The organism is Sphingobacterium alkalisoli (assembly GCF_005049105.1).
Taxonomy (GTDB): Bacteria; Bacteroidota; Bacteroidia; order Sphingobacteriales; family Sphingobacteriaceae; genus Sphingobacterium; species Sphingobacterium alkalisoli.
Genome location: NZ_SUKA01000002.1, coordinates 41,323 through 66,062, shown reverse-complemented (window position 1 = coordinate 66,062; position 24,740 = coordinate 41,323). Strand labels below are relative to the sequence as shown.

The window sequence follows — 24,740 nt, the reverse complement described above, 5'->3', positions numbered from 1 at the left end:
TAATTCCACTCACACTCAACATATTATCCAATTCTAGGAACATCATTAACAACCTTGCTAATACAAATAAACTTACTTTCAACGGCGAGGGAAGCACTATAAGGGGTTTATGATGGCTATCCTGAACAAAAAAAACGTCAGAAAAAAAAAGCTTCAAAATACTTGAAGCTTTTACTGCGTAGCGGGGAGCAGGATCGAACTGCCGACCTCAGGGTTATGAATCCTGCGCTCTAACCATCTGAGCTACCCCGCCGATTTTCGGTATGCAAATATAGCAATAAGGAATTACTTTCAAAGTAATTTTCGTAAGATTTTAGGAAGTAAAATCAATGCAAAAAAGCCTTGGCAGACAAATTATTAAAAATGAAGGAAATAGATGTGTAAAAAGGCTATAATGTGAATAAAAATATAGCAAGTCATTTTACAATGACACAATTAATATGTATAATTACAAAATACAGTATCATATAACTATACAACTCTTATTGATTATAAATACGTTTAGATATGGCAGAAAAAACCAAAATATCCTTAGAATATATTATAAACTCGTCACCTCGCATCTTATACCCTTATTTGGTCGAGCCGAATGAACTCGCCCAGTGGTTTGCCGACGACGTCAACTACCACGATGGGGTTTATGAGTTCATCTGGGACGGTGAATCTTTTAAAGCTCGTCTCGCCGCTTCCAAAGAGAATAAATCCGTTAAATTCAAATGGATAGACGACGAGCCAAATTTTTTCGAAATGGAAATAGTACAAGACGAACTAACCAATGATGTAGCCTTAGCTATAACGGATTACGCCAAAGATGAAAACGTCGACGACCGTAAAATGATATGGGACAATTCTGTAAGCTATTTGCAAAGCGTAATTGGTGCTTAAAAAATCTTATCTTTGTAGCGTATTATCATACTTCTCGTTTTTGACGTTATAGGAATGGATTCGCTGATATGAAGAAAGTTCACTTATTAATTTTACAAGCATTTATAAAGCCCTTTTTAGTCACATTCTGTATTGTGATGTTTGTGCTATTAATGCTTTTTCTGTTTAAATACATTGACGACTTAATCGGTAAAGGATTTGAATGGTATGTAATTTTAGAGCTCATAGGTTATCAATGCGCTGTACAGCTGTCGATGGCGTTGCCGCTATCGATGCTTCTGTCGTCTATTATGACCTTTGGGAATCTCGGTGAAAGCTACGAATTGGTGGCGATCAAAGCAGCAGGTGTATCCCTACGTAAAGCGATGACCCCGCTGTTTGTACTAGTGGGTATTTTCAGTATGTCGTCATTTCTTTTTTCCGACTACATACTACCTATCGTCAATTTGAAAATGGGCTCTCTTTTGTACGATGTCCGTCAGAAGCAGGCCGATTTTTTGATCAAACCTGGTGTATTTAACAACACTATTCCGGGTTATGCCATACGTGCTAAAAGTAAGAGCGAAGACGGTAAAACATTATACGATCTTACGATCTATGACCATAAAAGTGGGAATGCGTCAAGCAATGTTATGATAGCAAAAGAAGGCCTTATCTACAATTCCCGTGACCAAAAATATATGATCATTAAATTGATAGACGGGGTACGTTACGAAGATGCTAGGGTTAAAAATGCCAAACGATACGATCCCCGTCAACAATTTACACGTTTTTACTTTAAAGAAACCGAACAAAAATTTGACATGGAAGCGTTTAATTTTAAACGCACCGATGAAAATCTATTCAAGTCTCATCATCAAATGATGAACATTCGGCAATTAAAGTTAAAAACGGATTCGAATAAAATGGAGATGGATAGCATGCATAATGCACTTGTAAGGGAATACAATCACTATGTTTACTATAACGCACCGTATTACAGACAGGCAGATGTGAAGCCAGCACAAGTTGATTTTAACGGGGATATTTTGACGTACACTTCAAAAGACACAAAGCGAAATATTATCAACAACGCTTTGGGGCAAGTACAACAGATCACAGATATTAACACAAACAAATTATCCGATTTCAAAATACTGAAAGATAAAGACATTCGGTATAAAATTGAATACCACCGCAAGTTCACGCTCGCCTTTTCCTGTTTACTCTTATTTGCCATTGGAGCTCCTCTCGGTGCTATTATTCGTAAGGGCGGATTGGGCGCTCCAGTAGTCATGGCAATCATCTTCTTTCTGATATATCACATCATTGCTACAGTAGCCGAGAAATCAGCAAAAGACGGTGGTCTAGACCCATTTTGGGGCATGTGGATGGCTATAGTCGTCTTAAGTCCTTTAGCCGTATTCTTAACTTATAAATCAACTACAGACTCCGCCTTGTTTGATGTAGATCAATATAAAATAAAAGCTCTATCGCTTCTGAATTGGATAAAAGAGCGATTTTCTTCCGCGAAGCAACGCTTCTGACCTTTTATGACTTCTTAATTATAGAAAAAAATAAAAACTAATTTACTTTTGTAAAAGAATAAAATACAGATATCAATGGATATTAGATTGAATAAGATTGAGGAAGCGATAGAAGATATCAAAGCCGGTAAAGTAATTATTGTTGTTGACGATGAAGACCGCGAAAACGAAGGTGATTTCGTAACGGCGGCTCGAAATGCCACTCCGGAAGTCATCAATTTCATGGCGACCCACGGCAGAGGGTTAGTCTGTGCGCCATTAACGGAGCAACGTTGCAGAGAGCTTAACTTAGCTCCTATGGTCGGACAAAATACAGCTGTTTACGAAACCAATTTTACGGTATCTGTCGATTTGCAAGGTTATGGCTGCACAACGGGTATATCTGCTTCCGACCGTTCAAAAACGATAAAAGCGCTAATCGACCCCAATATCGATCCGGTAGAGTTAGGCCGGCCAGGGCATATTTTTCCGTTGATTGCAAAAGATGGAGGCGTATTAAGACGTACTGGGCATACGGAGGCATCTGTAGATTTAGCGCGCTTGGCAGGCTTCGAAGCAGCCGGAGTATTGGTCGAAATATTGAAAGATGATGGTGAAATGGCTCGTCTTCCTGATTTAATGGAAGTAGCAAAACGCTTTGATCTTAAAATAATAAGCATTGAAGACCTTATCGAATATCGCTTAAAACACGATTCATTAATTAATGAAGAGGTGAATGTAAAGATGCCGACCGAATGGGGTGATTTTCAGTTAAAAGCTTTTACTCAAAAAAATACGGGAGAGCAACACATTGCCTTGTATAAAGGGGAGTGGGAAGAAGACGAACCTATATTGGTAAGAGTCCACAGTTCATGTTTAACAGGCGACATATTTGGGTCTTGCCGATGTGACTGCGGGCCACAGTTGCATAAATCGATGGAGATGATTCAGCAAGAGGGCAAAGGTGTAATCGTTTACATGAATCAGGAAGGACGTGGCATCGGACTTATTAACAAACTACACGCCTACAAGTTGCAAGAAGAAGGAGTAGACACCGTAGATGCTAACCTTCAGCTCGGCTTTAAAGCCGACCTTAGAGATTACGGCGTTGGCGCACAAATACTTCGCCATATGGGCGTCAGTAAAATGCGGTTGATGTCTAATAACCCTACGAAACGGGCTGGATTAATTGGCTATGGATTAGAAATTGTAGAAAGTGTGCCAATTGAAATTGAACCCAACTCCTTTAATGAAACTTATCTAAAAACTAAAAGAGATCGGATGGGACATACCATATTAAAAAACTTATAAAAATAAAAAGAGGATAGAAATCCTCTTTTTATTTTTATAACAAACATCCTTCCGCTTTTTCTGTTTTCTACATAAAACACGATGTACTATTTCCTTATGGCCATCAAAGGACAGATATATACTTATGAAAAACACATTACTCATTGAGAAAGCATACATTAATGGAAAATTCATCACCACAGAAAACACATTTGATGTTGTTAACCCCTCAACAAATAAATTAGTTGGCCGACTTCCAAATTTATCCGCTACTGATTGCCAAACAGCAATCCAAGTAGCTGACCACGCGTGGAAGAGCTGGAAGAAAACTTCGATTGGTGATCGAACTGCAATCGTGAGAAGACTATTTGAAGCGATACAAGCACACAAGCGCGAGCTTGCAGAGATCATGACCTTAGAAAGCGGAAAACCATTGTGCGAATCGCTAGGAGAAGTAGATTATGGCAACTCCTTTGTTGAGTGGTTTGCTGAAGAAGGCAAACGTTCTTACGGGGAAACCATTCCTTCATTAAAGAACGGATTACGTCTGAGCACAATTAAACAGGGCGTAGGCGTAGTTGCAGCGATAACACCTTGGAACTTCCCATTAGCCATGATCACCCGAAAAATTGCACCGGCACTCGTTGCCGGGTGTACCATCGTGTTAAAGCCTGCCTCTCAGACACCCTTTACTGCTATCGCACTAGCAAAATTAGCAGCAGATGCCGGTGTGCCAGACGGTGTCTTCAATGTTATTACCTCAAAGTATAGCAGCGAAATAGGAGAAGAATTGGCTACGAATCCATTAGTGCGAAAAATAACATTCACGGGATCTACCAAAGTGGGTCAAACACTCATGATGCAGGCCGCAAATACCATTAAAAGAGTTTCTTTTGAACTAGGAGGCAACGCCCCTTTTATCGTATTCGACGATGCTGATATCGATAAAGCGGTAGAAGGTGCCATTGCCGGAAAATTTCGAAATGCCGGACAGACCTGCGTTTCTGTCAATAGATTCTATGTCCAAGATAGCATTTACGAAATATTCGCGACCAAACTGGCCTCCGCTGTATCTGATCTTAAGGTAGGCGACGGCATGCAAGAGGGTGTTCAGGTGGGGCCTTTAATAAATGAAAATGGATTGGAAAAAGTGAAAGAGCACGTTGCAGATGCTCTGCATAACGGAGCTAAAATATTAACAGGAGGCAAATCGATAGAAGGCAATTTCTTCGAGCCAACTGTACTTTCGGAAGTGGCGCATCACAGTTTAATTGCTAGCGAAGAAACATTCGGCCCTATTTGTGCACTTTTTAAATTCAAAACAGAAGAGGAAGCACTAAGATTAGCTAACGACACACCATTTGGATTGGCGGCTTACTTCTACAGCGATAATATTCACCGTTGCCACCGTATTGCTGAACAAATTGAATCCGGCATGGTAGGAATTAACACCGGTCTTATTTCTTATGCAGGCGCTCCATTCGGAGGGATCAAACAATCTGGAATAGGCCGTGAAGGATCAAGATATGGACTTGATGAGTATTTAGAAATCAAATATTTATGCTTTGGAGATTGATTTATCACCCAAACATAAATTATTATTACCAAAGGTGATAACGAATGCCCAACATTACATAGCTAGGCGAATAGGATTCGTCCTCGAAAGTAAATTTGGCTTTATAACCAGAATACAATGAAAGGCCAACCGCAGGAAAGTAATAGCTCAATCCAACTTGCCCATTTCCTATAAAAAGATTTTCTCTAGGCTGCAGCGTTGTGGGCTCGTCCGTATCAAATATGTTATCCGAATCGATGTAGAACTCTTCACCTATACCTGCTCCAAGGAATAGATTAAAATTATTCGTCGTTTTATCAAAAAAGGAAAATAAGTAATCTCCTCCCAGTGCAACTAAACCGCTTCGGCCATACACTTGGGCTTGTACCGCATGTCTATTGGCAAAATCGTATTTTCCTTGTACACCAAATGAACGTGCATAATTAGGATCTTCTAAATGCACGTCGCCATAAAAACCAAACGCCCATTTGTGATCCTGTCCATAACTCACAAAAAACCATGTTGTCAAAACCAGCGCTAATGTAATTTTTTTCATAATAATTTCTATTAAATCAGTTAGTCTACTTTCTCACCTTTACTTTTCCGATATTTTTTATACGCTTTGATCAACAGCATCAATACAACTGTTAATCCCAATAAACCTAATACACCAAAAATCCAATTCAACGCCGACTTTAGGACGACAACAAAAACAATTGCGAACAGAAGTATCGTAGAAACTTCATTCCACATTCTCAACCTCGCAGAAGTCCAGGTTGATCGCTCATCCCGTAATTGATACATCATGTATTGGGTCTTGAAATGATAAAATATCATCCCTCCGACAAACAACAATTTCATATGCATCCACCCCATTGACAACAGCCCCGGATTAACATATAGCATCACCAAAGCCGATACAACAGTAATATACATCGATGGGGTAGCAATCACCCACCAAAGCCTACTTTCCATTATACTAAATTGCTTATGCAAAACCTGATACTCATTATCCACCCTACTTTTGGCTTCAGTATGGTAAACAAATAATCTAGGCATATAAAACAACCCCGCCATCCAACAAATGACGAAAATAATATGGATGGCTTTTGCATAGAGGTAAAGCATGGCTAAAATTAAAAATCCTGCATTGTCGCGCCGTAAGTGCCGTATATATTACTTAGTATCTAAATTCCTTGACCACATCAATCGCATATTTTACGTTATCAAATGGAATATCCGGCATTATTCCATGCCCCAAATTAAATATAAATCCATTTTCGCCACGCATTCGTTCAAATAGCTGCAATATTTTCCTCTTAATCACTTCTTTTTCTGCATATAGCACAAATGGATCCAAGTTACCCTGCACTGCTATTCCCTCTGGAAGCATATTTTTGATGTTTTTCAGGTCCGCATTCCAATCTACCGAAATTACATCCGGGTTAGCTTCCGCCATTATAGGAGCGAAGACTGAAGAGCCTTTACAAAAGGATATCACCGGGACTGTTCTATGGATTCTAGAAAGGATATATTTATTGTACCGGTGCGAAAATTCCTGATAATCATTCCAAGAAAGAGCAAGAGCCCAACTATCAAATAGCTGAACGGCATTCACACCGGCTACTATTTGCATATTTAAATAATCAACAGTCACATCAGCGATTTTCTGCAGAATGGCATGTGCTAGCTGAGGTTCATTGTTTAGCAATAGCTTCGTGAGCTTAAAATCTTTGGACGAACCGCCTTCGACTAGATAGCTTAAAATGGTAAACGGCGCACCTGCAAAACCAATCAAAGGAATTGTTCCATTGAGGCGCTGTTGAATTACCTTTATCGCATCCGCAACATATTGTAATTTATCCAAACAGTCCGTAGACAAGCTTTCGGCGTCTGCGACAGATCGCACTGGATTCGAAAAACGCGGACCTATCCCCTGTTCGAACGAAAGGTCCCCTCCCATTGCTTCGGCCGTTACCAAAATATCGGAGAAAAGAATGGCAGCATCAATTCCCAAAAGATCGACAGGTAGCATGGTGACATCCGCTGCAATTTCGGGCGTTTTACACATTTCTAAGAACGAATATTTATTCTTAATTTCCCAATATTGCGGCATAAATCTTCCTGCCTGACGCATCATCCATACCGGAGGTCGTTCTGTTTGCTGTGATAAAGCAGCTCTAATTAATAAATCGTTCTGTAAAGTTGTACTCACTAACTATGTTTATTTACTTCGTTTTTAATTTTGTCCACTATACTTTTCTGACGAGTCGTCAATATCAACTTATCTGCTAAATCCAGATAGGCAAGCACCCTGTCATACTCTTTTTTACGTAAATTTATATTTGCTAAATTGATCAACACCATGCCCTTTTCATGATCTTTGCGCCAAGGTAGCCGGGAAGCAAGTTGGAAGTGATATTCTGCCTCCTCTATATGTCCCTCATGCATTGCAATATTACCTAACATAAACTCGTAAAAATTTCGACGCCCCTTACGTAAATGATCCGGATTTTTTATTTCTTCCAACAATTGCTTGGTTTTTTCATAGTCTTGCTTATGAAATGCCTGAGTTGCCAAAAAAACAGTACCATCTCGATATTGGGTCCATATGATAAAACCGATAAAACCCAATAGGTATACACAAAGGTAGTAATGCGCTGAAATCACAGCATACGCTAATAAGATTACTGCGATCGCAATCAGTATAAAACGAAACCTTGTGTTCATTTTATTGTTGAGGTTGCCCTTCCGGATTATCTGTAAATTTATACCCTACCCCACGAATAGAATGAAAATATATAGGATGCTTTTGATCGGGTTCAAAATATTTACGGAAAGTAAGAATAAAATTATCTATCGTACGTGTGGACGGATAAACATCATAATTCCATACTGTTTCTAAGATCTGTTCACGTGATACGGCCTCATTTCGTCGTTCAATCAACAATTTTAGCAACATGGTCTCCTTTTTTGTCAACGAAGTGATACTGCCATCTGCTTGGTGCAATTCATACGAATTAAAATAGATAGTTTTATCACCGATCGTGTAGGAGTTCAATTCTTTCAAATCATCTCCTTTCATACCTCTACGGACAAGGTTGCCCACCCGTAAAATAAGTTCTTCCAGATTGAAAGGTTTGACAAGATAGTCATCAGCTCCCTTCTTTAAACCAGTGATGCGATCCTCACTACTATTTTTGGCTGTCAAAAACATAATAGGGACTTCGGTATTCTGAAGACGAATGGTTTCCGCAACTTGAAACCCGTCGATTTCCGGAATCATCACATCAAGAACAACAAGGTTGAAACGTTCTTCCTTAAAAACTTTCAGTGCTTTTTTTCCATCGGTAGCGGTCGTAACACGGTAACCTTCCAATTCGAGATTCAACTTGATAGCCTCTAGCAAGTGTTCTTCATCTTCGACTAATAATATTCTTTGCTTACTTTGCATAATTGTAAAATGTTACTTCAAAAATGCTCCCTGACGGATGATTATCTTTAACCCTAATAGAAGCATTATGTTTTTGCAATACTGTTTTAACTATATATAACCCTAAACCTGTACCTTTAGTTTTGCGAGTAGATTCATTTCCTACGCGATAAAACTTATTAAATATAAGCTTTTTCTCTTCATCGGAAACACCAATTCCATGATCCGACACAGAAAAGACCAATGAATTTTCTTTCGGAAATAGGTTCACCTCAATATGGGCACATGGTGGAGAGTATTTGACGGCATTTTCGATCAGATTCGTAACGACATTCGTTATCGCAAACTTATCGGCATATAAGATAACATCCTGTTCGACATGCGGTTTAATGATCTCTGTTTTACAGGCATTCTTCTGCAGCCTATCCACTACATCTGCCACAAGTTCAGACATGTTGAAATCCTCTTTGGGAAAACTAAAGCTTCTATTTTCCAGCTTTGTAGCCAATAATACATTCTCCACCAGATAGTCTAATCGCTCAATATCCTTTAGCGAGTTAGATAGAAACATCCGTTGTTGCTCTCGGTCCAAATCACGCTTCTGTATCGTCTGTAAGTACAACTTAACGGAGGCTAACGGTGATTTTAATTCGTGCGTCACGGCTAACAAAAAGTTTTGCTGTTGCTGATGTGTTCTATACTCTTCTTTAAATTGTCTTTTAAGGCGCAAGGCCCCCCAAATGAAAATAAACATAAAGATCATCCCCTCCCCAAAAATCATCCCCTTGCGTTCAGGCTCAAAATTAACTAACATATACCCCCACCATATTAACTGGGCAGATGCATAAAAAACAAGAAAATAAAATAAAAATAAAGACTTTTTCATTCTGATTATCAACACCGACAAAAATACTTAAATACCACCTCATTCTAAAACAGCTCGCATTTTATGACACTAATAAGATCGAAGGATCGATACATCTTTAGCCTCTTGTAGATTTGTATTGTAATAATAAGTTTCCAGAGACGCAGAAGTGCCTAGCCTAATTAACGAAGGTATAATTGCATTTAACAACAATTTATATAAGTTTGCATATGTTTAAGGCAAAAAAAGATATCTTCTTTGATCTAGATCACACCATTTGGGATTTTGACAAAAACGCAAAGGAGACACTTCATGATTTATATTTCAAGTACCGATTCCCTGATTTATTCAATCAGCACAATCCGGATTTATTTATTGCAGCATACACGCAGAATAATCATAGGCTATGGGCCTTATATCACCAAGGTAAAATCGATAAAGCGACCTTACGTAAATCCCGCTTTGCAGACACCTTTTTAGCATTGGGAGTAGCACCTGAATTGTTTCCAGAAGATTTTGAAAATGAATATATGGAAATTTGTCCGACAAAAACCAATCTATTTCCGCATGCGCATGAAACATTAACCTATTTAAAAAGCAAATACAACCTGCATTTGATATCCAACGGGTTCAAGGAAGCTTGCGAGAAAAAGCTAGCACACAGCCAGCTGAACTCGTATTTTAAAACTATTGTTATTTCTGAAATATTCGGCATCAATAAACCAGATCCGCGCATATTTGAATATGCTATCTACAATGGCCAAACGCAAAAAGAAAATGCGGTTATGATCGGAGACAGTCTGGATGCAGATGTAAGAGGAGCCCTTAACTACGGGATGGATGCTATTTTTTTCAATCCTATCCGTGCCGACAAACCGGATGACATTCCATTAATGGTACATGGTCTTGAAGAACTGCAGACTATCTTTTAAAAAGTCTGCAATTCTTTTTCTTTAGGCAAACCTTAGATCCTTAGAGAACCTTTACGGTGATATTCCTCAGCCAGACATCATCTCCGTGATCTTGAAATCCAATCACACCAGACTTCGAATCGCCGCCCACATTATTCAACAATTCAAAAGCTAATGGCCATTTTTCTTTGCTAAATTTACTTGCCTGTAATATTTCTGTCCAAGCCGGTGACCAAAGTTCATATTCGACTACTTTTACGCCATTTTGGTAATGAGATACCTTACCCTTCTTCACTACTATTTTCGAACTATTCCATTCGCCAGCAGGTTTAGCATTTTGCGGCTTTGCAGGGATCATATCATAGAGCGAAGCTGATTTCCGGTTGTTGTCCACACCGAGCTTTGCATCTGGATGTCTTTCGTTGTCCAACAACTGAAATTCAGGACTCGAAACATAAATCGGCTGGTCTTTTATTTCTTTTGCCAAAAAGAACACCCCTGAGTTGCCTCCTTCAGATATCTTCCACTCAAATTCCAGTTCAAAATTTTTGAAGTCATGTGCAAAAATCAAGTCCCCTCCTTCCGGAGAACTTACATTAGGTGCTTTTGAGAATTTCAACGTACCCTCATCCAACCCCCATTTATTAGGAATGTGATCCTTGTTATAACCTCGCCATCCCTCTAAGGAAGATCCGTCGAATATGACGTATGCTCCACTTGCATTTTTCTTAAAATTTTTAATATTTACTTTCGGAAGATCCAGCAGTTCGTAGTTTATTTTATTTTCCACAGCATCTGTATTTTTTTGTGCTTTACAGGCAGAAATCGAAAGGACCCCCGCAAGTGCACAGGTTAAAATAGAAGTTTTTTTCATTTTTATTTTTTTTTGTCTTAAGATAGATAATAAAGATAGTAAAAAGAAAAGCCAAATTTCAAATGAAATTTGGCTTAACATTGTATTAACAAACTAAAATTAATATTCTCCTCCCATGTCATCACCTAGCATCTCATCGCCATTTTTCTTATTTCTATTCAAATCCTGAATTCCGAATCGATACGAAAACGATAAGGTGAACATGCGCTTCATCCATCGATGTTCAAAACTTGAATTGACCTGCGGCGTGAACGTTTCTGCTCCAAAGCGGCGTGTATCAAACAAATCGCGCACATTAAACATGATGCTTCCTTTCTTATTCAGAATATCTTTACGAAGTGCGACATCCACGCCAGTCATATATTTTGATTTCCCCTGGGCCATAATTCTAGGCGCGAAGTAGTCGGCACGAGCTTGTATAGCAAGCGTATTTGTAAACTTCAAATTACTTGTCAAATTAGTATCCCAATTAATTCCCTCCTGTTCTTGAATATTATATTCGGGATTACCCTCGAACTTGTTGTACGATAAATTGCCATTCCAAGTTGCATCAAGCCAGCTCGCAAAGTTGATCTTACTGATCAACTCTAGCCCAGCTACATTAGAATTTGTTAAATTTTCCCATTTGCTATAGGTCACACTTGTTTCCTCGTCTACGCGATAAATATAGGGTTGCATCACATCGTTCATTCGTCGATAGTAAGCTGATGATATAAAATTCCATTTCTCATAAAATTTTGCATAGCTCAACTCCATTGAATGAATGTCTTCCGGCATTAGATTTGGATTTCCTTGACGCCTATTCATATCGTCCGATACATTTTCAAATGGATTTACTTGCCATCCCCGGGGTCTTTGAACCCTTCTGGTATAACTAAGCTGTACCTTATCTTCCTTTTCACCAATTTGGTAAGTTAAAAAAGCACTTGGATATACCCTGAAATAATCCAATTTGCCATCCGTAGCAATTTCATCCTCGGGCACAGTAGGATCTTTTGAAAAGTATGTTGTGTTCAGGTCGGCTTGTTCCGCCCGGAGACCAATCTGATACCCTATTCGCTGCGTCAGCTTATCCTGATAATTAACGTAGAGTGCATGCACTCCGCTTCTCATATCAAAATCATTACTAATTGAATAATCAGGCAAATAGCTGTTATCAATGGTGTTCAACGTATCTGAAAACTGTGTGTCAAACGAATTACGGATAATACCCCGATAACCCGATTCAAACTTACGATCCTCTCCTAAAGGAAGTACATAATCGAGTTGTAGATTTATATTCTCACCGTCTTCTGATGTTTTGTTTATCCTACTTGACATTGGGTATAAGTCAGAATAAGTTTGTTCAAAGTCATTTACACCATCTTCCGTGTCACTTCCATAACTAAAATTAGCCGTTAATTCAGATCCCGCTTCATTCAGTTTACGTGAAAAATCAAAATTTATATCATAGCCAAGATCATCTTCGTTTTGCGCGGACAATCTATTGCTGGTACCCGTGAATTGTGGATTATTGAAATAGGTATAGAACAACTCCGAAGTCCTATTATTGTCTCGTATGCTCAAATTACTCGATATACTAAACGTGGTCTTGTCATCCATGTAATAATCTACACCTAGCTTTATCGTATTGTTTAATCCTATTCGAGAAGACTCTTCCGTATTATTGATTTGACTGTTATTACTGCGATAAAAATTCTCGCGCTTGCCAGAACCTACATTATTCCGTCTGTTAAAATTATAGCTCCCGAAGTAATTAAATTTACTGTCTCTGTAATTCAGCGTTGCACCAGCCATATAGTTATGATAGGATCCACCGGAAACATTCACATTCCCGTTTAAGCCGGTACGGATGTTCTTCTTTAATATAATGTTGATAATACCGGATTGCCCTTCTGCATCATATTTTGAGGAAGGATTTGTAATAAGCTCTACTTTGTCAATTGCATTTGCAGGTAAAGATTGTAACAATGAATTGATGTCACTTCCGGCCATTGCAGACTCCTTACCGTCGATTAAGATTCTTACCGAACTAGATCCTCTTAGCGAGACCGATCCGTCCATATCCACCTGTAATGTGGGTACATTCGCAAGCAGATCCGACGCCGTCCCTCCCACACTTACCATACTCTGCGAAGCATCAAATACCTTTTTATCAATATCTAATCGCAATTCAGGCACCTTTCCCTGTACCACCACTTCTTTCAGCCGTTGCCCATCAGATAACATTGCCAGTGTTCCTAATTCAATTGAAGTCGATTTATTCGTAATCACGATATTCTCATGCATGTAGTTCGTTAATCCCACATAGGTAACACGTAGTGCATAGGTACCCGGACCTACATCCTCAAAGTTCAGTTTACCCCCAGCTTCGGTCTGTTGACCCCGAATATAAGCCTTAGTCGATTGGCTCAATAGGGCTGCGCTAGCACCTACTATTGGCTGGTTCGTCTCAGCATCAATCACGATTGCATTAACCTGCGCCTTTTGGGCAAAAGAAATTGTTGGAATAACAATTAATAAAATAAAAAAAAGTTTAAATTGCATATTATCTAATAGTTCCACGTCTTACAAAAGTGGTCATTTTTGTAATAGCAACGGACAACGTAACTGCAATATTACTCGTAGAACAAAAGCGAAATCTACTCTACAGAGACGGTAAGACCTTCTGCTTTAAGGATTTTTCGGTAGATCTCCATCTCGGTAAATGACCCCTCTAAAATCGCACATTTCCCGTCATTGTGTACCTTCCAGGCAATGCGTTCGGATTCTGTTTCAGTATATTGTAGATGGTGGATTAAGCAGTAAATGACATGGTCAAATGTATTGGTTTCATCATTCCACAAAATCAATCTATTGGACTCTTTAAAAGAGGCTAAGATCTCTTCCAATGTAAAGGTTTCTTCTGCGGTTTCGACACTCATACTGCAAAAATAACTTATTTTTCAAAAAAAGCGTAATTTTACCTATAATTGATTACGAATTACGATATAAACTTATGTTTCAGTCCACGATAGCAGGTGTAGGGTATTATGTACCTAAAAACATTTATACAAATACCGATCTAACTCGTTTTATGGAAACAAGCGACGAATGGATCCAAGAACGTACAGGAATACAAGAGCGTCGTTATGCCGACCGCATCGGAGAGACCACCACCACAATGGGGATCGAAGCCGCAAAGATCGCCATAGAACGTGCCAACATTGCAGCTCAAGATGTAGATTTCATCGTATTCGCTACGCTCTCTCCTGATTATTATTTCCCCGGCTGTGCCGTATTGTTGCAACGCGAGATGGGCATGAAAGAAATTGGTGCGCTGGATGTCCGTAATCAATGCTCAGGCTTTATCTATGCACTATCCATAGCAGATCAATTTGTCAAAACCGGTATGTATAAGAATGTACTTGTCGTAGGATCTGAAAAACATTCCTTCGCTTTAGATTATTCTACACGCGGTCGCAATGTATCTGTCATATTTGGCGACGGCGCAGGCGCAGTCGTTATTCAGCCGACTACCGAGGAGGGTAGCGGCATATTGAGTACACACCTTCACTCCGACGGTGCAGATGCTGAAAAACTGGCCATGTATTACCCTGGAGCTTCGGGCGGTATATGGTTAGAAGATCAGCCCAACTGGCCGGATCAGGAACTGGGAGGTATGTTCATGACGACGGAGATGCTAGAAGATGGCACCGCTTTCCCCTATATGGACGGACAGGCCGTATTTAAGAAAGCAGTAGTCAAATTTCCCGAGGTAATCGCCGAAGCCTTAGCCAAGAATAATTTACGAACGGATGAGATCGATATGTTGATTCCACATCAGGCAAACTTGCGGATTTCGCAATTCGTTCAGAAAACATTAAACTTGAGTGACGATAAAGTTTTTAACAATATCCAAAAGTATGGTAATACTACCGCAGCGTCCATTCCTATTGCCCTGTGTGAGGCCTGGGAGCAAGGACGTATCAAAAAAGGCGACCTCGTATGCTTGGCAGCATTTGGAGCCGGGTTTACCTGGGGATCGGCGTTGATTCGTTGGTAAGGGAAAGCAGTTTATTGTACTCAATCTTAGAATGATGTCTCGGATCACGGGGCAACTTACAAAAATGCACTTTATCAATACACAACGGTAAAGAACGAATGGCCTTCTCAACAGGCCCACGTTGCACGCGCCTATTTTCCAGCTCTACAAAAGCGATCAATTGCCCATTTATGTTCAGTATAGTCCCCAGCGAGACGCCATGAATAAATTGCAGGTAATTTTCTACAACAAAGGGAGATATATACGTACTTCCACTTGGAATAAGGGTCTGGCAACGGCCCGTTAAATACAACACTCCTTCTTTCAGGTAACCAGAATCTCCCGTTCGGTGCCAATACACACCGTCCGTAAATATCTTCGTTTTACGGAGGGCTGTTTCATTTTTAAAGTAGGCACTCAAAACATGAGGGCCGGCAACAATGATTTCGCCCCACTCGCCCTCTTGACACTCCATCAGGTTTAGCTGTGCAGGGGTGATATCAAAAAGTAGCTGATCTGTTATTTTTATAATTTTGACCTGTGTAGCCCAATAAGGCCTCCCTACACATAAACCGGTATCATTTCGATAGGCAATATTTTCTTCTGCTATTTGATGGGCATCAATCGAACTGATAGGTTCCGCTTCGGTAGATCCATAAACAATTTTTATCTCCTTATCCCCGAAAGCCTGCGTAAACAAGCGTGCCTCTTTCTGAAAAACCGGTGCCCCTCCAGTAAAGATGCTCCGAAGATGAGGCAGTGCACGAGGATTTGACTTCATCTCTTCAGCCAGCCGCTTGATAAAATAAGGAGAAGCGACAATACGTGAAACACGGTGCACCTCTAACTGATCGATAATCCGTCGGGCATTCATTTTCGTCGGCTTGCTTGATTTAAAATCGGCAATAATAGAAGTTGATCCGATCCCCAGATTAATCAGTAGCACAATTGGCAATACAGACATATCCACATCGGAATCATGAGCCTTAATTTTATCTTCAAGTGCTCTGAACTGCTCGAAAAGAAATCCATGCGTACGTAAAGCCGCTTTTGGTATCCCAGTGCTGCCAGTCGTAAACGTGATCAAAGCTGGATCCTGCGGTTCTGTATCGGATAGAAAAAAGCCATTATCCGCCTGAAACCGTATGGTAAGCTTAATTGGGATTTTTCGTATTTCGGGCGAGAACAGACGTAACAAATGCGCCTTCCAAGTTCCCACAAATGCGTTGCAGTCGGCTATCTGACAACAAAGGTCAAGTCGCCTTCGATTAGTCCATTCGTCCAGAAAGACCACCGTGGCACCCATATAAAATAAAGCCAATACAATACGGTATAGATCTATTCCCATCGGCACGAATACCAACACCCGGTCTCCCTTCTTAATCCCTTTCGCCGCGAAATAACAAGCCGTTCTTTTCATGTCATCACACAACTGCGCAAAGCTTATTTGTGACCGCTTACTCGCAATAGCTACCTTATCCGGATACATTGCCGAAGCACTTAAAAATAATTCGGTGATATTAAATTGCCTTTCCATACAACGAATATGTTTTAAATGGCGTACCAAAGAATTTTTTAGATATAGGCGTAGAGGTACCGTTTTCTTTTAAAAAAGCATGGATAATGCGAGTATATCCCCGTGCATTAGCTGTTTGATATACCTGAGCCGCCATTACATGGCCTAACCCACTATACAGGGGAGCTGGATCACGCGCGATCGTTTTTATAATCAGGGTCTTTTGGGCCTGGTCCAAAAAGTCTTGCACACAAAAGAACACGCCTACCGTTCTTTTCCCATGTTTAGCGAGCAATACAAAAGCAGGATCGAGATATTTTTGTAGAGAAAGATACTTTTCTTTAAAAGAAGTAGCAGATAGCGGTGAATAAAGAAAATTCGACGCAAATGCATTCAGCAGAAAAGGGTATAAATTATCTAGCTCCTCTTCATAACGGCTTAATTCAATAGAATGGATATGAATACCCTCTCGGGCGAGACGGGCTCGATTGGCAGACACAGCCTCGTCATCGTGCTGTAGTTCGAAACTTTCTGACGAATAGTACGATGAAATCGGTCGAAAACCACTTTGCATCCACAGCGTAGGATAGTAGCCGGGGTGTTCCATTTCCATCAGAAAAAGTGGTAGCGCCGGACTATCGTGATATCGATAGTTCTCCCAGGTAGATCCGTCCATGGGGCCGATCAGAAAATTTAAACCTAGTGCTTTTGCGATCTGTTCGATTTCTGCGAACAGTAAAGAAACCCCTTCCGGATTATCCTCCGCCTCAAATGCCCCAATGAATCCCGTTATCTTATCCTCAAATACAATATCCGTGTTCAGATATAATACCGCACTGGCCAATGTGCGATCAAGTGCTTTCACCAAGACACCGTGATAGAAATGTGCTTTTGGTGGTATTTCGGTTGCGTTACGCAGGCTAACGAATGTATTAAAATCTGGCAAGCTATCGCTAAACCGCTGGATTTCCATCATCATACGATCGATCTGGTAAGTACTAAACCAAGAATTACAGAAAGCGGGATTGTTAAATTATCGTAACCATCACGACTAACTGCTTCCGCTATGGTGGCTAGCGAGGCAACGACAAGAACCGTAACAAGAAAAGAAGAGTCGACTACGGCATGACAAAATAGAAACAAATATAATGTAATAAGGAGCATAGCCGAAAGCATGAACATCAAGGAACCCATCAACGTTTTATTTGCTCCAGCAATACGATATGCACCGAGCGGCCATCGTCTTCCGGTTAGCCCCGCAATGGGATCACATATGGCCAAGATCAATATAGGAAGATAATAATATACATAGTGGTTATCGTATAGATGATAGGTTAAATAGCACCCATACACAGAAACCGGATAGGCCAAACTACCTATAGACTGTCGATCGATCGCGTTAATAGACCGGAGCAGATCAAAGCGTAGGCTCACGATCAGGATACCTGCAAAAAGTGTACAAAGCACCAATACACACCAATGATTGGCCAAGAGCAGCGGAAAAGACAAGGCCAACAAGCCCGTTCCTATGTGAACGATTTTACGCGTAATTTCCGCCTTAATCTTAAAACAATAATAAAGAAGCTCTCCCAGTGTGAAAAGCAACAAGTAGCATCCCGCTAAAATAATCGCATTTAGAACAGTTGGGGTCATTTTTGATCGACAATAAACTGGTTGTAAAAAAATCCATTGTCTTCTTGGCTCAATTGTGCGGACAACGTGTTTAGGTATTGGATTTCCGACGGAAAAATTCCTGAAACCCGTCGAGGAACCATCAGGTTCCAATACCCCATACGACCGTTTGCCTGTAAACCTTTTAACAGGCGATCTGCTGTTTTTCGAAAAACATCCTTATCCATATATTCAAAGATATTAGATAAATTCATAGCATCAAAACACCCAAACTCGTCGATGGTCTCCTCTGCAAACCCTCTTCGCAAAATGAGCTTATCTATATTTTGTTTAATACCCTGATAATTATCGGGTTGTAAATAATGTGGTAAAAGATCGCCAAATGTACCGGTAAGATTATAACGTAAGAACGGATTTGTCTGCGCTTGAACTTGTTTCAAATGCCTTTCGGCCTTCTTAAAAATATAACCGCCGACACCTACCCCCACTTCCTTTAAAAACTGTGGATCTCTACCTAATTTTCCCATCACGATCTTACTAAAGAAAATCTTAAATAGAAATCGCCAACGCCAGGTATTCCATCTCTCTTGATAATACTGCGCCTGCGCGAGCCCGTCCTTAATTGCCAACAGGTCTTCGACATCCCGTCGCGTATGGATAAAAGGAAGTACTTTACTTGAAAATAGCTGAAAATATCGCTCAAATTTACCTTGATTAATAATACCGTTCTGGATCTTATCGATGTTATTCGTCCAATATAATTTAGCTTCTGCACTTAGGTGGTCTTTACACTGTTTAAATAGCTCCTTCCGATCCATCCCTTGGCGAAAGCCCAGAAAATGCAGCACCTCATCGTATGCCAGATTTTGAATTGCCTGCTTCTTTAACTCAATAAGATGTAACTGGATCGGATTGACATCCACTGCGACAACAAGAGCCGGTGCTGTCGATAACAGCGAGAAACTATTGTCGCCCGCAGATCCTATCGATAAGACCTTAGATCCCACTGCTGGAGAAAGACCTTTTAACAAAACCTGGGGATCTTCCCAACAATTTGCATAGCGGATGATATTAAAATCAACCTGTGTACTGATATCTGCCATGAATTATTCTTGCGGATCCAAAATTTTTATTTCACCAGTGCTTCCATCCATCTCTATCCAGTCTCCAGTCTTCAATGTCTTCAACAGCCCCGTAATTCCCACAACACACGGAATTCCCATCTCTCTGGAAACAATTGCCGAATGGCTCAACAGACTGCCTCGTTCCACCAAAATCCCAGCAGCACTAGGGAACAGGGTTACCCATCCTGGATCGGTACTACTGGTTACCAAAATATCACCATTCAGGGTCTTGGTTTCACTGGGATTCAACACAATTCTGACTTTTGCGGTCACACGCCCCGGACAGCAACCGATACCTTTCAAATCGCCTTCGATAAGTTCGGTCTTACTATCGCTAAAAAAATCGTTACTCTGATAAACAGCACCATACGTTGCGATCCGTTCGGAAGGTGCCTCCATACGTCGGAAAAGTTCAAACTCATCCTTACGTACCGCTACCAATGACTTTAAATCCTGATTAACACTTCTTCCTTCTATATATGCAAATATCTCGTCTTTTGTCAGGTAAAAAATATCCCGTTCAAATTCGAGGATATCTTCCTCATAAAATCGCCTGCCCATATGGGTGAACAGCTCCCTGACGATCCCGAATGCACGTGTACGCTCGTACCGAAGGTTTTCTCGCGCACTAACCAGCTCCCTTGTTTTCTTTAATGTCTTTTTAAACAACCATTTCTTAAACGGTTTTCGACGCAATACCCCTTTCATCTTTTCTTCTGCATTGCGTCGTAGCTCCTCTTCCACGGTATTATTCGTTTTTGCAGTGGTTATACCCGCTTCGACATACGATTTGATGATCTGTACAAATTTTGTTGGATCCTGCGAATAAGAAATCGTTTCCAGCTTCAGCTCACCCACGCAGCGCTCACCAAAATCAGCGAGATATTGTCGGATCTGTGTCAATAACTTTTCGCTTCCTTCGCGTTTATCATGTTGAACTATTCGCCAGATATCCTCCGGATCTTCCGCTTCAAAAATTGCGCGTAGATAATCAACCTCTTGAACGAAGGTAGCAATAGCTATACTACGATGTATCGGCTGTGTAGAGATAATATCGGCGCTGCCACACAGTAGATCATTATGAATGTTCGGGTATTGGCCATCGGTATAATCTTCCGTACGTTTTTGCAGTAAGCCAAACCAGATCATCGCAAAAAAATCATTGAGCAAAGGAGCTTTCCATTGATTCAACAGTTTTCGCTCGAAATGCAGGTACAGCTGCATCAGTTCGTTTGCGTTCTTACGCTGAAAATCTATCTGCTTATATTTCGCAATGGTCGCATCCAATAGTATTTTAAACGCCGTACGCTTTTGGGGCAGCTTTTTATATCGCCTATACATTTGCAGTAGCATCCATAGCATACTACGCCAGGCTTCTCCGGCAGAAAGTTGATAACTTTTCGGTACGTCAAACTGTTCCTTTACCCCCATCATCTTTTCCATAAAGCGTGCGTTGAGACTATATCCTGGCAGCATAGCCAACATGTGGTACCAACTCTTCAAATTATAGTATACGCGGCCGTTAATTAGACCGAGTGTATTTGCGAATACACGTTCATTTCTACGGATGCTGTCTTCCGATACGCCTAAAAAGGAACAGAAAAGTTTATAGGCCCCTTCATAAGATTGGCTGATAAACGAAAACGTCAATGGTGTCGTCACACCTGGATACGATTCGATAATATTGCTATTATCCCAAAGCACATAATCACCTGAGATATCGGGTACCTTGTGCAGGCTGGTAATCGGGCGCGCCTGCAGGATATATAACGTTTCCTCTTTGATCGCAAATTCGACATCCTGAAAAAGATTATATTCCGCTCTCAACCTATCCAAGACCGAATCCAACTCATAGAGATATACATCTGGAATAGACTGGTCATTCTGATTGACACGAGGTATGTCTATTTTCATTGCCCCTCCTATCCCTGCCGGATTAAGTATAAATTTTTCCTTTTTTCGCACCACCTGTCGGTCGATCCTGCCTTTAAGAATCGTAAAATTATCGGCGTCCAAATCTCCCGACACAAGGCCTTCGCCTACACCAAATACACCAGAAATCAGTTTTTCCTTTCGGTTACCCGAAAGCGGATTCATACCAAAAGCGACCCCAGAGGCATCCGCATCGATCATTTCCTGTACGATCACCCCTATTCCTAAACCGACCCCCAGACTATTGGCTGCACGATACGAAAGAACACGTTCGGAAAAAAGAGATCGCCATACATCTTTGATACGCGCGAAGATATCCTCTTTACGTACGTAGAGATACGAATCAAATTGACCGGCAAACGAATGCTGACGGCCGTCTTCATCAATTGCCGATGAACGCACTGCAAAATAGGCCGTATCCGGAAAGGTGGTTTCGATCTGAGTACTCGAAAAAGAAGGAAACCGATATGCATCGATTGCGCCCAATAGATCATTTGCATTTTCGATAGATGCGACATCTTTAAAGACTTCCGCTAAATAATCGGCTGGCAACACGATCCACTTGGGCACGGGAAGATTAAGCTGACCTAACTTCAGCAGGTTCCTTGCTTTGCCTCCAATGGCGGGATTCATTATATGTTGATATTGGTAATCTTTAATAAACATATCGTAATATATTAGCTTTAGCCTATCGTTGTGTACCTATATCAAAAGCCTCTCCAAAATTGTTCTAGCATCGGAATTCCACCCAGGCTCAAATACATAGCAATAGTCCAACCTGCTGATGACCATTCGATTGCTTTCGCATATTTAGGCACATGTCCGTTCAAAAAAAGCAATGCAGGTACACAGCAGATCAAAAAGATCGAACCCAAGATGGCGTATGCCATCCAACCATAGCCTGCATAGTACGATGCAGCCATACTCAGTATTAACGTAACAAAAAGAACCGCTATCCAATATTTTACAGCCTTGCCAGCTCCCAACATACTCGAGTAGGTCAACACGCCAGTCTGTTCATCCTGGGGACTGCGTATCTTGCGGCCTATCTCGAGCACAATACCGTTCATATACGACACCCCAAAAAAGAAAACAAGTCCGTGGGGTGCGCCGACCTCCGCTAAAAGCCAGTCCAAGCCACTGGCATAGATATCGATCAACGGGATAATAAACATATGGGAGACGACATACCAAAATTGATGCTTCTTCAACCAGGACGGTATAAAAAACTCTTTGCCCATTAAGCACAGATAAAAGATGACCACTACGTACAGAAAAAGCATTTTCGGAAAGAAGAGCCCATTCAGTACTATCTGCAGTATGGCAAGCACAATGCCGATCATTTTAAGTTCGCCCAAAGAGATTAAACCACGCGGTACGGGAAGCTCCTTTCTATACCTTGCATCATCCTCGGCATCTTTAAATTCATCAAATATACGAACCAAGAAAAACAAAGAGATGGTGGTAAAAACGCCGACCAAAAACGTTGTCCAATCCACAAATCCTTCGGCACCGCGGCATATCCGGCTATAGGAAATCGCAGAAAAGCTAAAAGCCGCGACCAATATGCCATGCCCGAAAAAAGGGAAACGTTCCTTTTGGTAAATCCAAAGACGCTTCGCGAAAGAAGAATTATTCTCATCCGGATTACTGTATTTATTTTCTAGTATACCTTTGCGCATGTAGATCAGCTTATTTTTTACGTCCGAGTTGTTTATGCGCCTGTGTAAAGTGACCGGCAGAGAGCGCTGCGGCTATGGATAGCTCCCCTGCCAATATGAGGGCTCCACAGATTTCGGCAAATTTACGCGCCTTGCCTTGTCCATAGCAATCCATCATTTCCAAACATTCCCGTTGCGTAGGCAGATGTGTCCCTCCGCCTACCGTACCTACAACCAGATTTGGCAATGTAACACTAGCATACAGCGAGCCATCCTTGTTCATTTCCATCCGAGTTACCCCCGTGGCAGCCTCTGCTACACACGCCACATCTTGCCCTGTTGCTAAAAATAATGCCGCCAATCCGTTAGCATAGTGTCCATGCGCACCAATAGCCCCACTTTGGATGATCCCCATGGTAGACGACCTCCAATACTCGGCCATGAGGTCGGGTGTAGTTTTAAGCACGTTGTGTACAATTGCTTCAGATAGTACAATCTCTGTGGTTACTTTCTTCCCGCGTACATTGGAAAAAGACAGTGCTGTCGCCTTTTTATCGCCCGAGTAGTTGCCTTCGATAAACCATAATGTTGGCTTGGTCGGACATTGCGCAATGATATAACGGCATATGGCGTCTGTACAAATAGTAACCATATTTTGTCCCGCAGCATCGCCCGTATGAAATTCAAATATCACAATAAGGTGATTTCCTTCAATCTGGATTTTAACATCCATCAATTTGGCATACCGACTTGTTTCACCCACTATTTCCTTAAATCTCTCCACTTGCGGCAATAGCCAGGCAACAAACAAGCCCAGGTCTGCAATATTTTCAAACTTAAAGACAGGACTTCGCTGTACGCCCTCCATTAAACAGATTGAAATTGCACCGCCGGCTAAATAACAAGCCTTAGCACCACGGTTATACGAGGCGACGAGAGCCCCCTCCGTTGTCGCCAGGGGAACGTAAAAATCTCCCTGCGCCGAAGAGCCTATTATACGTAGCGGACCGATCACCCCAGTAGGAACACGACTCATTCCTATAAAATTTTCTATATTTCCGTTGAGCGAATCATAGTCCTCAAAGGCCTTATTATCGATCAGATAAGGGTAATCCTTATTCGTTTTTTGCAGAAGGAATGATCTCCGCTTCTGCATACCGTCTTCGCTTACCTGTTGTTCTAAAGGAAGCGCGTCTTCTTCGAGAGAATTCCATGATTCCTTATCACGAATATGCTCGATTATTGTTTCCATCTGCTGTACCGTATTAATGATATGCAGTGCGGTGCTTGCCTTTTCTAGTGAAGATGCCATATTTAGTAAAGATAGATTTATTTAAGAAAACGACAAAAGGGACAATCTCGCGACTATACCAATAAAACTAAACCTATCCTAAGCCGTTGTACCGTATCAAAGATGGTCGCTTCCAGATTATTGAAAATGCACTAATTATCTTTAAAATGGTGAAAAAACCATTTTTTTACTTAATTTGGTACGCAGTACAATTTTCGGAATTGGCATGACTATGTCTCCAT

22 protein-coding genes and 1 tRNA gene are annotated in these 24,740 nt (G+C 40.9%); 6 read left to right on the top strand and 17 right to left on the bottom strand.

Features of this window, described 5'->3' with window-relative positions:
* Nucleotides 1-179: 179 nt before the first annotated feature.
* Nucleotides 180-253 (bottom strand) — tRNA-Met (locus FAZ19_RS05985).
* 254 nt (nucleotides 254-507) lie between these two features.
* Here FAZ19_RS05985 and FAZ19_RS05980 point away from each other — a divergent pair.
* The 4 genes from FAZ19_RS05980 to FAZ19_RS05965 all read left to right on the top strand — a co-directional run bounded on the left by FAZ19_RS05980 (nucleotide 508) and on the right by FAZ19_RS05965 (nucleotide 5,256).
* Entirely contained in the window at nucleotides 508-885 is a 378-nt protein-coding gene (locus tag FAZ19_RS05980; protein ID WP_136819820.1) for an START-like domain-containing protein, read from the top strand.
* A 68-nt stretch (nucleotides 886-953) separates the two neighbouring features.
* Nucleotides 954-2,411, top strand: coding sequence for an LptF/LptG family permease (locus FAZ19_RS05975; RefSeq protein ID WP_136819819.1), 1,458 nt, complete (start codon nucleotides 954-956; stop codon nucleotides 2,409-2,411).
* Between the two features lie 75 nt (nucleotides 2,412-2,486).
* Nucleotides 2,487-3,701, top strand: a complete 1,215-nt coding sequence (locus FAZ19_RS05970; protein WP_136819818.1) for a bifunctional 3,4-dihydroxy-2-butanone-4-phosphate synthase/GTP cyclohydrolase II — start codon at nucleotides 2,487-2,489, stop codon at nucleotides 3,699-3,701.
* A 124-nt stretch (nucleotides 3,702-3,825) separates the two neighbouring features.
* Nucleotides 3,826-5,256 (top strand): NAD-dependent succinate-semialdehyde dehydrogenase, encoded by a 1,431-nt coding sequence (locus tag FAZ19_RS05965; RefSeq protein ID WP_136819817.1) that lies wholly within the window; start codon nucleotides 3,826-3,828, stop codon nucleotides 5,254-5,256.
* A gap of 25 nt (nucleotides 5,257-5,281) precedes the next feature.
* Here FAZ19_RS05965 and FAZ19_RS05960 read toward each other — a convergent pair whose 3' ends face one another.
* Genes FAZ19_RS05960 through FAZ19_RS05935 form a run of 6 tightly spaced genes read right to left on the bottom strand, consistent with a single transcriptional unit; the run spans nucleotide 5,282 to nucleotide 9,554 of the window.
* Entirely contained in the window at nucleotides 5,282-5,791 is a 510-nt protein-coding gene (locus tag FAZ19_RS05960; protein WP_136819816.1) for a hypothetical protein, read from the bottom strand.
* 20 nt (nucleotides 5,792-5,811) lie between these two features.
* Nucleotides 5,812-6,363, bottom strand: coding sequence for a CopD family protein (locus tag FAZ19_RS05955; RefSeq protein ID WP_136819815.1), 552 nt, complete (start codon nucleotides 6,361-6,363; stop codon nucleotides 5,812-5,814).
* 52 nt (nucleotides 6,364-6,415) lie between these two features.
* Nucleotides 6,416-7,450 (bottom strand): uroporphyrinogen decarboxylase, encoded by a 1,035-nt coding sequence (hemE, locus tag FAZ19_RS05950; RefSeq protein WP_136819814.1) that lies wholly within the window; start codon nucleotides 7,448-7,450, stop codon nucleotides 6,416-6,418.
* Nucleotides 7,450-7,965 carry a tetratricopeptide repeat protein gene (locus tag FAZ19_RS05945; RefSeq protein WP_136819813.1) on the bottom strand — a complete coding sequence of 172 codons (516 nt, stop codon included), beginning with the start codon at nucleotides 7,963-7,965 and terminating at the stop codon, nucleotides 7,450-7,452. The genes hemE and FAZ19_RS05945 overlap by 1 nt, the downstream gene beginning before the upstream one ends.
* Before the next feature lies 1 nt (nucleotide 7,966).
* Complete coding sequence (locus FAZ19_RS05940) at nucleotides 7,967-8,689, bottom strand: response regulator transcription factor (protein ID WP_136819812.1); 723 nt, start codon at nucleotides 8,687-8,689, stop codon at nucleotides 7,967-7,969.
* On the bottom strand, nucleotides 8,679-9,554 hold the full coding sequence (locus FAZ19_RS05935) for a sensor histidine kinase (RefSeq protein WP_136819811.1): 876 nt from the start codon (nucleotides 9,552-9,554) through the stop codon (nucleotides 8,679-8,681). Before FAZ19_RS05935 ends, FAZ19_RS05940 begins: the two co-directional genes overlap by 11 nt.
* A gap of 209 nt (nucleotides 9,555-9,763) precedes the next feature.
* On the opposite strand from FAZ19_RS05935, the gene FAZ19_RS05930 reads away from it, so the two are divergent.
* On the top strand, nucleotides 9,764-10,465 hold the full coding sequence (locus tag FAZ19_RS05930; RefSeq protein ID WP_136819810.1) for a YjjG family noncanonical pyrimidine nucleotidase: 702 nt from the start codon (nucleotides 9,764-9,766) through the stop codon (nucleotides 10,463-10,465).
* A 40-nt stretch (nucleotides 10,466-10,505) separates the two neighbouring features.
* On the opposite strand, the gene FAZ19_RS05925 is transcribed toward FAZ19_RS05930, so the two are convergent.
* From FAZ19_RS05925 to FAZ19_RS05915, 3 genes are all read right to left on the bottom strand, one after another.
* On the bottom strand, nucleotides 10,506-11,318 hold the full coding sequence (locus FAZ19_RS05925) for a 3-keto-disaccharide hydrolase (RefSeq protein WP_136819809.1): 813 nt from the start codon (nucleotides 11,316-11,318) through the stop codon (nucleotides 10,506-10,508).
* 99 nt (nucleotides 11,319-11,417) lie between these two features.
* Entirely contained in the window at nucleotides 11,418-13,865 is a 2,448-nt protein-coding gene (locus tag FAZ19_RS05920; RefSeq protein ID WP_136819808.1) for an outer membrane beta-barrel family protein, read from the bottom strand.
* 95 nt (nucleotides 13,866-13,960) lie between these two features.
* Nucleotides 13,961-14,242: an ATP-dependent Clp protease adaptor ClpS gene (locus tag FAZ19_RS05915; RefSeq protein WP_136819807.1), complete on the bottom strand. Its 282-nt coding sequence runs from the start codon at nucleotides 14,240-14,242 to the stop codon at nucleotides 13,961-13,963.
* 74 nt (nucleotides 14,243-14,316) lie between these two features.
* Between FAZ19_RS05915 and FAZ19_RS05910 the strand changes: the two genes are divergently transcribed.
* Entirely contained in the window at nucleotides 14,317-15,363 is a 1,047-nt protein-coding gene (locus FAZ19_RS05910) for a 3-oxoacyl-ACP synthase III family protein (protein ID WP_136819806.1), read from the top strand.
* Here the strand turns inward: FAZ19_RS05910 and FAZ19_RS05905 are convergent.
* The 7 genes from FAZ19_RS05905 to FAZ19_RS05875 are packed head-to-tail and all read right to left on the bottom strand — an operon-like array spanning nucleotide 15,332 to nucleotide 24,519.
* On the bottom strand, nucleotides 15,332-16,879 hold the full coding sequence (locus FAZ19_RS05905) for an AMP-binding protein (RefSeq protein ID WP_136819805.1): 1,548 nt from the start codon (nucleotides 16,877-16,879) through the stop codon (nucleotides 15,332-15,334). The two genes, FAZ19_RS05910 and FAZ19_RS05905, sit on opposite strands and share 32 nt — an antisense overlap.
* Complete coding sequence (locus tag FAZ19_RS05900; RefSeq protein ID WP_136819804.1) at nucleotides 16,863-17,837, bottom strand: hypothetical protein; 975 nt, start codon at nucleotides 17,835-17,837, stop codon at nucleotides 16,863-16,865. The genes FAZ19_RS05905 and FAZ19_RS05900 overlap by 17 nt, the downstream gene beginning before the upstream one ends.
* Nucleotides 17,834-18,511, bottom strand: a complete 678-nt coding sequence (locus FAZ19_RS05895; RefSeq protein ID WP_136819803.1) for a diacylglycerol/polyprenol kinase family protein — start codon at nucleotides 18,509-18,511, stop codon at nucleotides 17,834-17,836. Before FAZ19_RS05895 ends, FAZ19_RS05900 begins: the two co-directional genes overlap by 4 nt.
* Nucleotides 18,508-19,593 carry a DUF3419 family protein gene (locus tag FAZ19_RS05890; RefSeq protein ID WP_136819802.1) on the bottom strand — a complete coding sequence of 362 codons (1,086 nt, stop codon included), beginning with the start codon at nucleotides 19,591-19,593 and terminating at the stop codon, nucleotides 18,508-18,510. Before FAZ19_RS05890 ends, FAZ19_RS05895 begins: the two co-directional genes overlap by 4 nt.
* 3 nt (nucleotides 19,594-19,596) lie before the next feature.
* Nucleotides 19,597-22,212, bottom strand: a complete 2,616-nt coding sequence (locus FAZ19_RS05885; protein ID WP_136819801.1) for a PEP/pyruvate-binding domain-containing protein — start codon at nucleotides 22,210-22,212, stop codon at nucleotides 19,597-19,599.
* Nucleotides 22,213-22,253: 41 nt separating this feature from the next.
* Nucleotides 22,254-23,228: a UbiA family prenyltransferase gene (locus FAZ19_RS05880; RefSeq protein WP_136819800.1), complete on the bottom strand. Its 975-nt coding sequence runs from the start codon at nucleotides 23,226-23,228 to the stop codon at nucleotides 22,254-22,256.
* A 10-nt stretch (nucleotides 23,229-23,238) separates the two neighbouring features.
* Nucleotides 23,239-24,519 carry a hydroxymethylglutaryl-CoA reductase gene (locus FAZ19_RS05875; RefSeq protein WP_136819799.1) on the bottom strand — a complete coding sequence of 427 codons (1,281 nt, stop codon included), beginning with the start codon at nucleotides 24,517-24,519 and terminating at the stop codon, nucleotides 23,239-23,241.
* Between the last annotated feature and the right edge of the window lie 221 nt (nucleotides 24,520-24,740).

Excerpts from the sequence above, each read along its gene's own strand:
- FAZ19_RS05980 (WP_136819820.1), top strand. The coding sequence starts at position 508 with ATGGCAGAAAAAACCAAAATATCCTTAGAATATATTATAAACTCGTCA.
- FAZ19_RS05975 (WP_136819819.1), top strand. The coding sequence starts at position 954 with ATGAAGAAAGTTCACTTATTAATTTTACAAGCATTTATAAAGCCCTTT.
- FAZ19_RS05970 (WP_136819818.1), top strand. The coding sequence starts at position 2,487 with ATGGATATTAGATTGAATAAGATTGAGGAAGCGATAGAAGATATCAAA.
- FAZ19_RS05965 (WP_136819817.1), top strand. The coding sequence starts at position 3,826 with ATGAAAAACACATTACTCATTGAGAAAGCATACATTAATGGAAAATTC.
- FAZ19_RS05960 (WP_136819816.1), bottom strand. The coding sequence starts at position 5,791 with ATGAAAAAAATTACATTAGCGCTGGTTTTGACAACATGGTTTTTTGTG.
- FAZ19_RS05955 (WP_136819815.1), bottom strand. The coding sequence starts at position 6,363 with ATGCTTTACCTCTATGCAAAAGCCATCCATATTATTTTCGTCATTTGT.
- FAZ19_RS05945 (WP_136819813.1), bottom strand. The coding sequence starts at position 7,965 with ATGAACACAAGGTTTCGTTTTATACTGATTGCGATCGCAGTAATCTTA.
- FAZ19_RS05940 (WP_136819812.1), bottom strand. The coding sequence starts at position 8,689 with ATGCAAAGTAAGCAAAGAATATTATTAGTCGAAGATGAAGAACACTTG.
- FAZ19_RS05935 (WP_136819811.1), bottom strand. The coding sequence starts at position 9,554 with ATGAAAAAGTCTTTATTTTTATTTTATTTTCTTGTTTTTTATGCATCT.
- FAZ19_RS05930 (WP_136819810.1), top strand. The coding sequence starts at position 9,764 with ATGTTTAAGGCAAAAAAAGATATCTTCTTTGATCTAGATCACACCATT.
- FAZ19_RS05925 (WP_136819809.1), bottom strand. The coding sequence starts at position 11,318 with ATGAAAAAAACTTCTATTTTAACCTGTGCACTTGCGGGGGTCCTTTCG.
- FAZ19_RS05920 (WP_136819808.1), bottom strand. The coding sequence starts at position 13,865 with ATGCAATTTAAACTTTTTTTTATTTTATTAATTGTTATTCCAACAATT.
- FAZ19_RS05915 (WP_136819807.1), bottom strand. The coding sequence starts at position 14,242 with ATGAGTGTCGAAACCGCAGAAGAAACCTTTACATTGGAAGAGATCTTA.
- FAZ19_RS05910 (WP_136819806.1), top strand. The coding sequence starts at position 14,317 with ATGTTTCAGTCCACGATAGCAGGTGTAGGGTATTATGTACCTAAAAAC.
- FAZ19_RS05905 (WP_136819805.1), bottom strand. The coding sequence starts at position 16,879 with ATGGAAAGGCAATTTAATATCACCGAATTATTTTTAAGTGCTTCGGCA.
- FAZ19_RS05900 (WP_136819804.1), bottom strand. The coding sequence starts at position 17,837 with ATGATGATGGAAATCCAGCGGTTTAGCGATAGCTTGCCAGATTTTAAT.
- FAZ19_RS05895 (WP_136819803.1), bottom strand. The coding sequence starts at position 18,511 with ATGACCCCAACTGTTCTAAATGCGATTATTTTAGCGGGATGCTACTTG.
- FAZ19_RS05890 (WP_136819802.1), bottom strand. The coding sequence starts at position 19,593 with ATGGCAGATATCAGTACACAGGTTGATTTTAATATCATCCGCTATGCA.
- FAZ19_RS05885 (WP_136819801.1), bottom strand. The coding sequence starts at position 22,212 with ATGTTTATTAAAGATTACCAATATCAACATATAATGAATCCCGCCATT.
- FAZ19_RS05880 (WP_136819800.1), bottom strand. The coding sequence starts at position 23,228 with ATGCGCAAAGGTATACTAGAAAATAAATACAGTAATCCGGATGAGAAT.
- FAZ19_RS05875 (WP_136819799.1), bottom strand. The coding sequence starts at position 24,519 with ATGGCATCTTCACTAGAAAAGGCAAGCACCGCACTGCATATCATTAAT.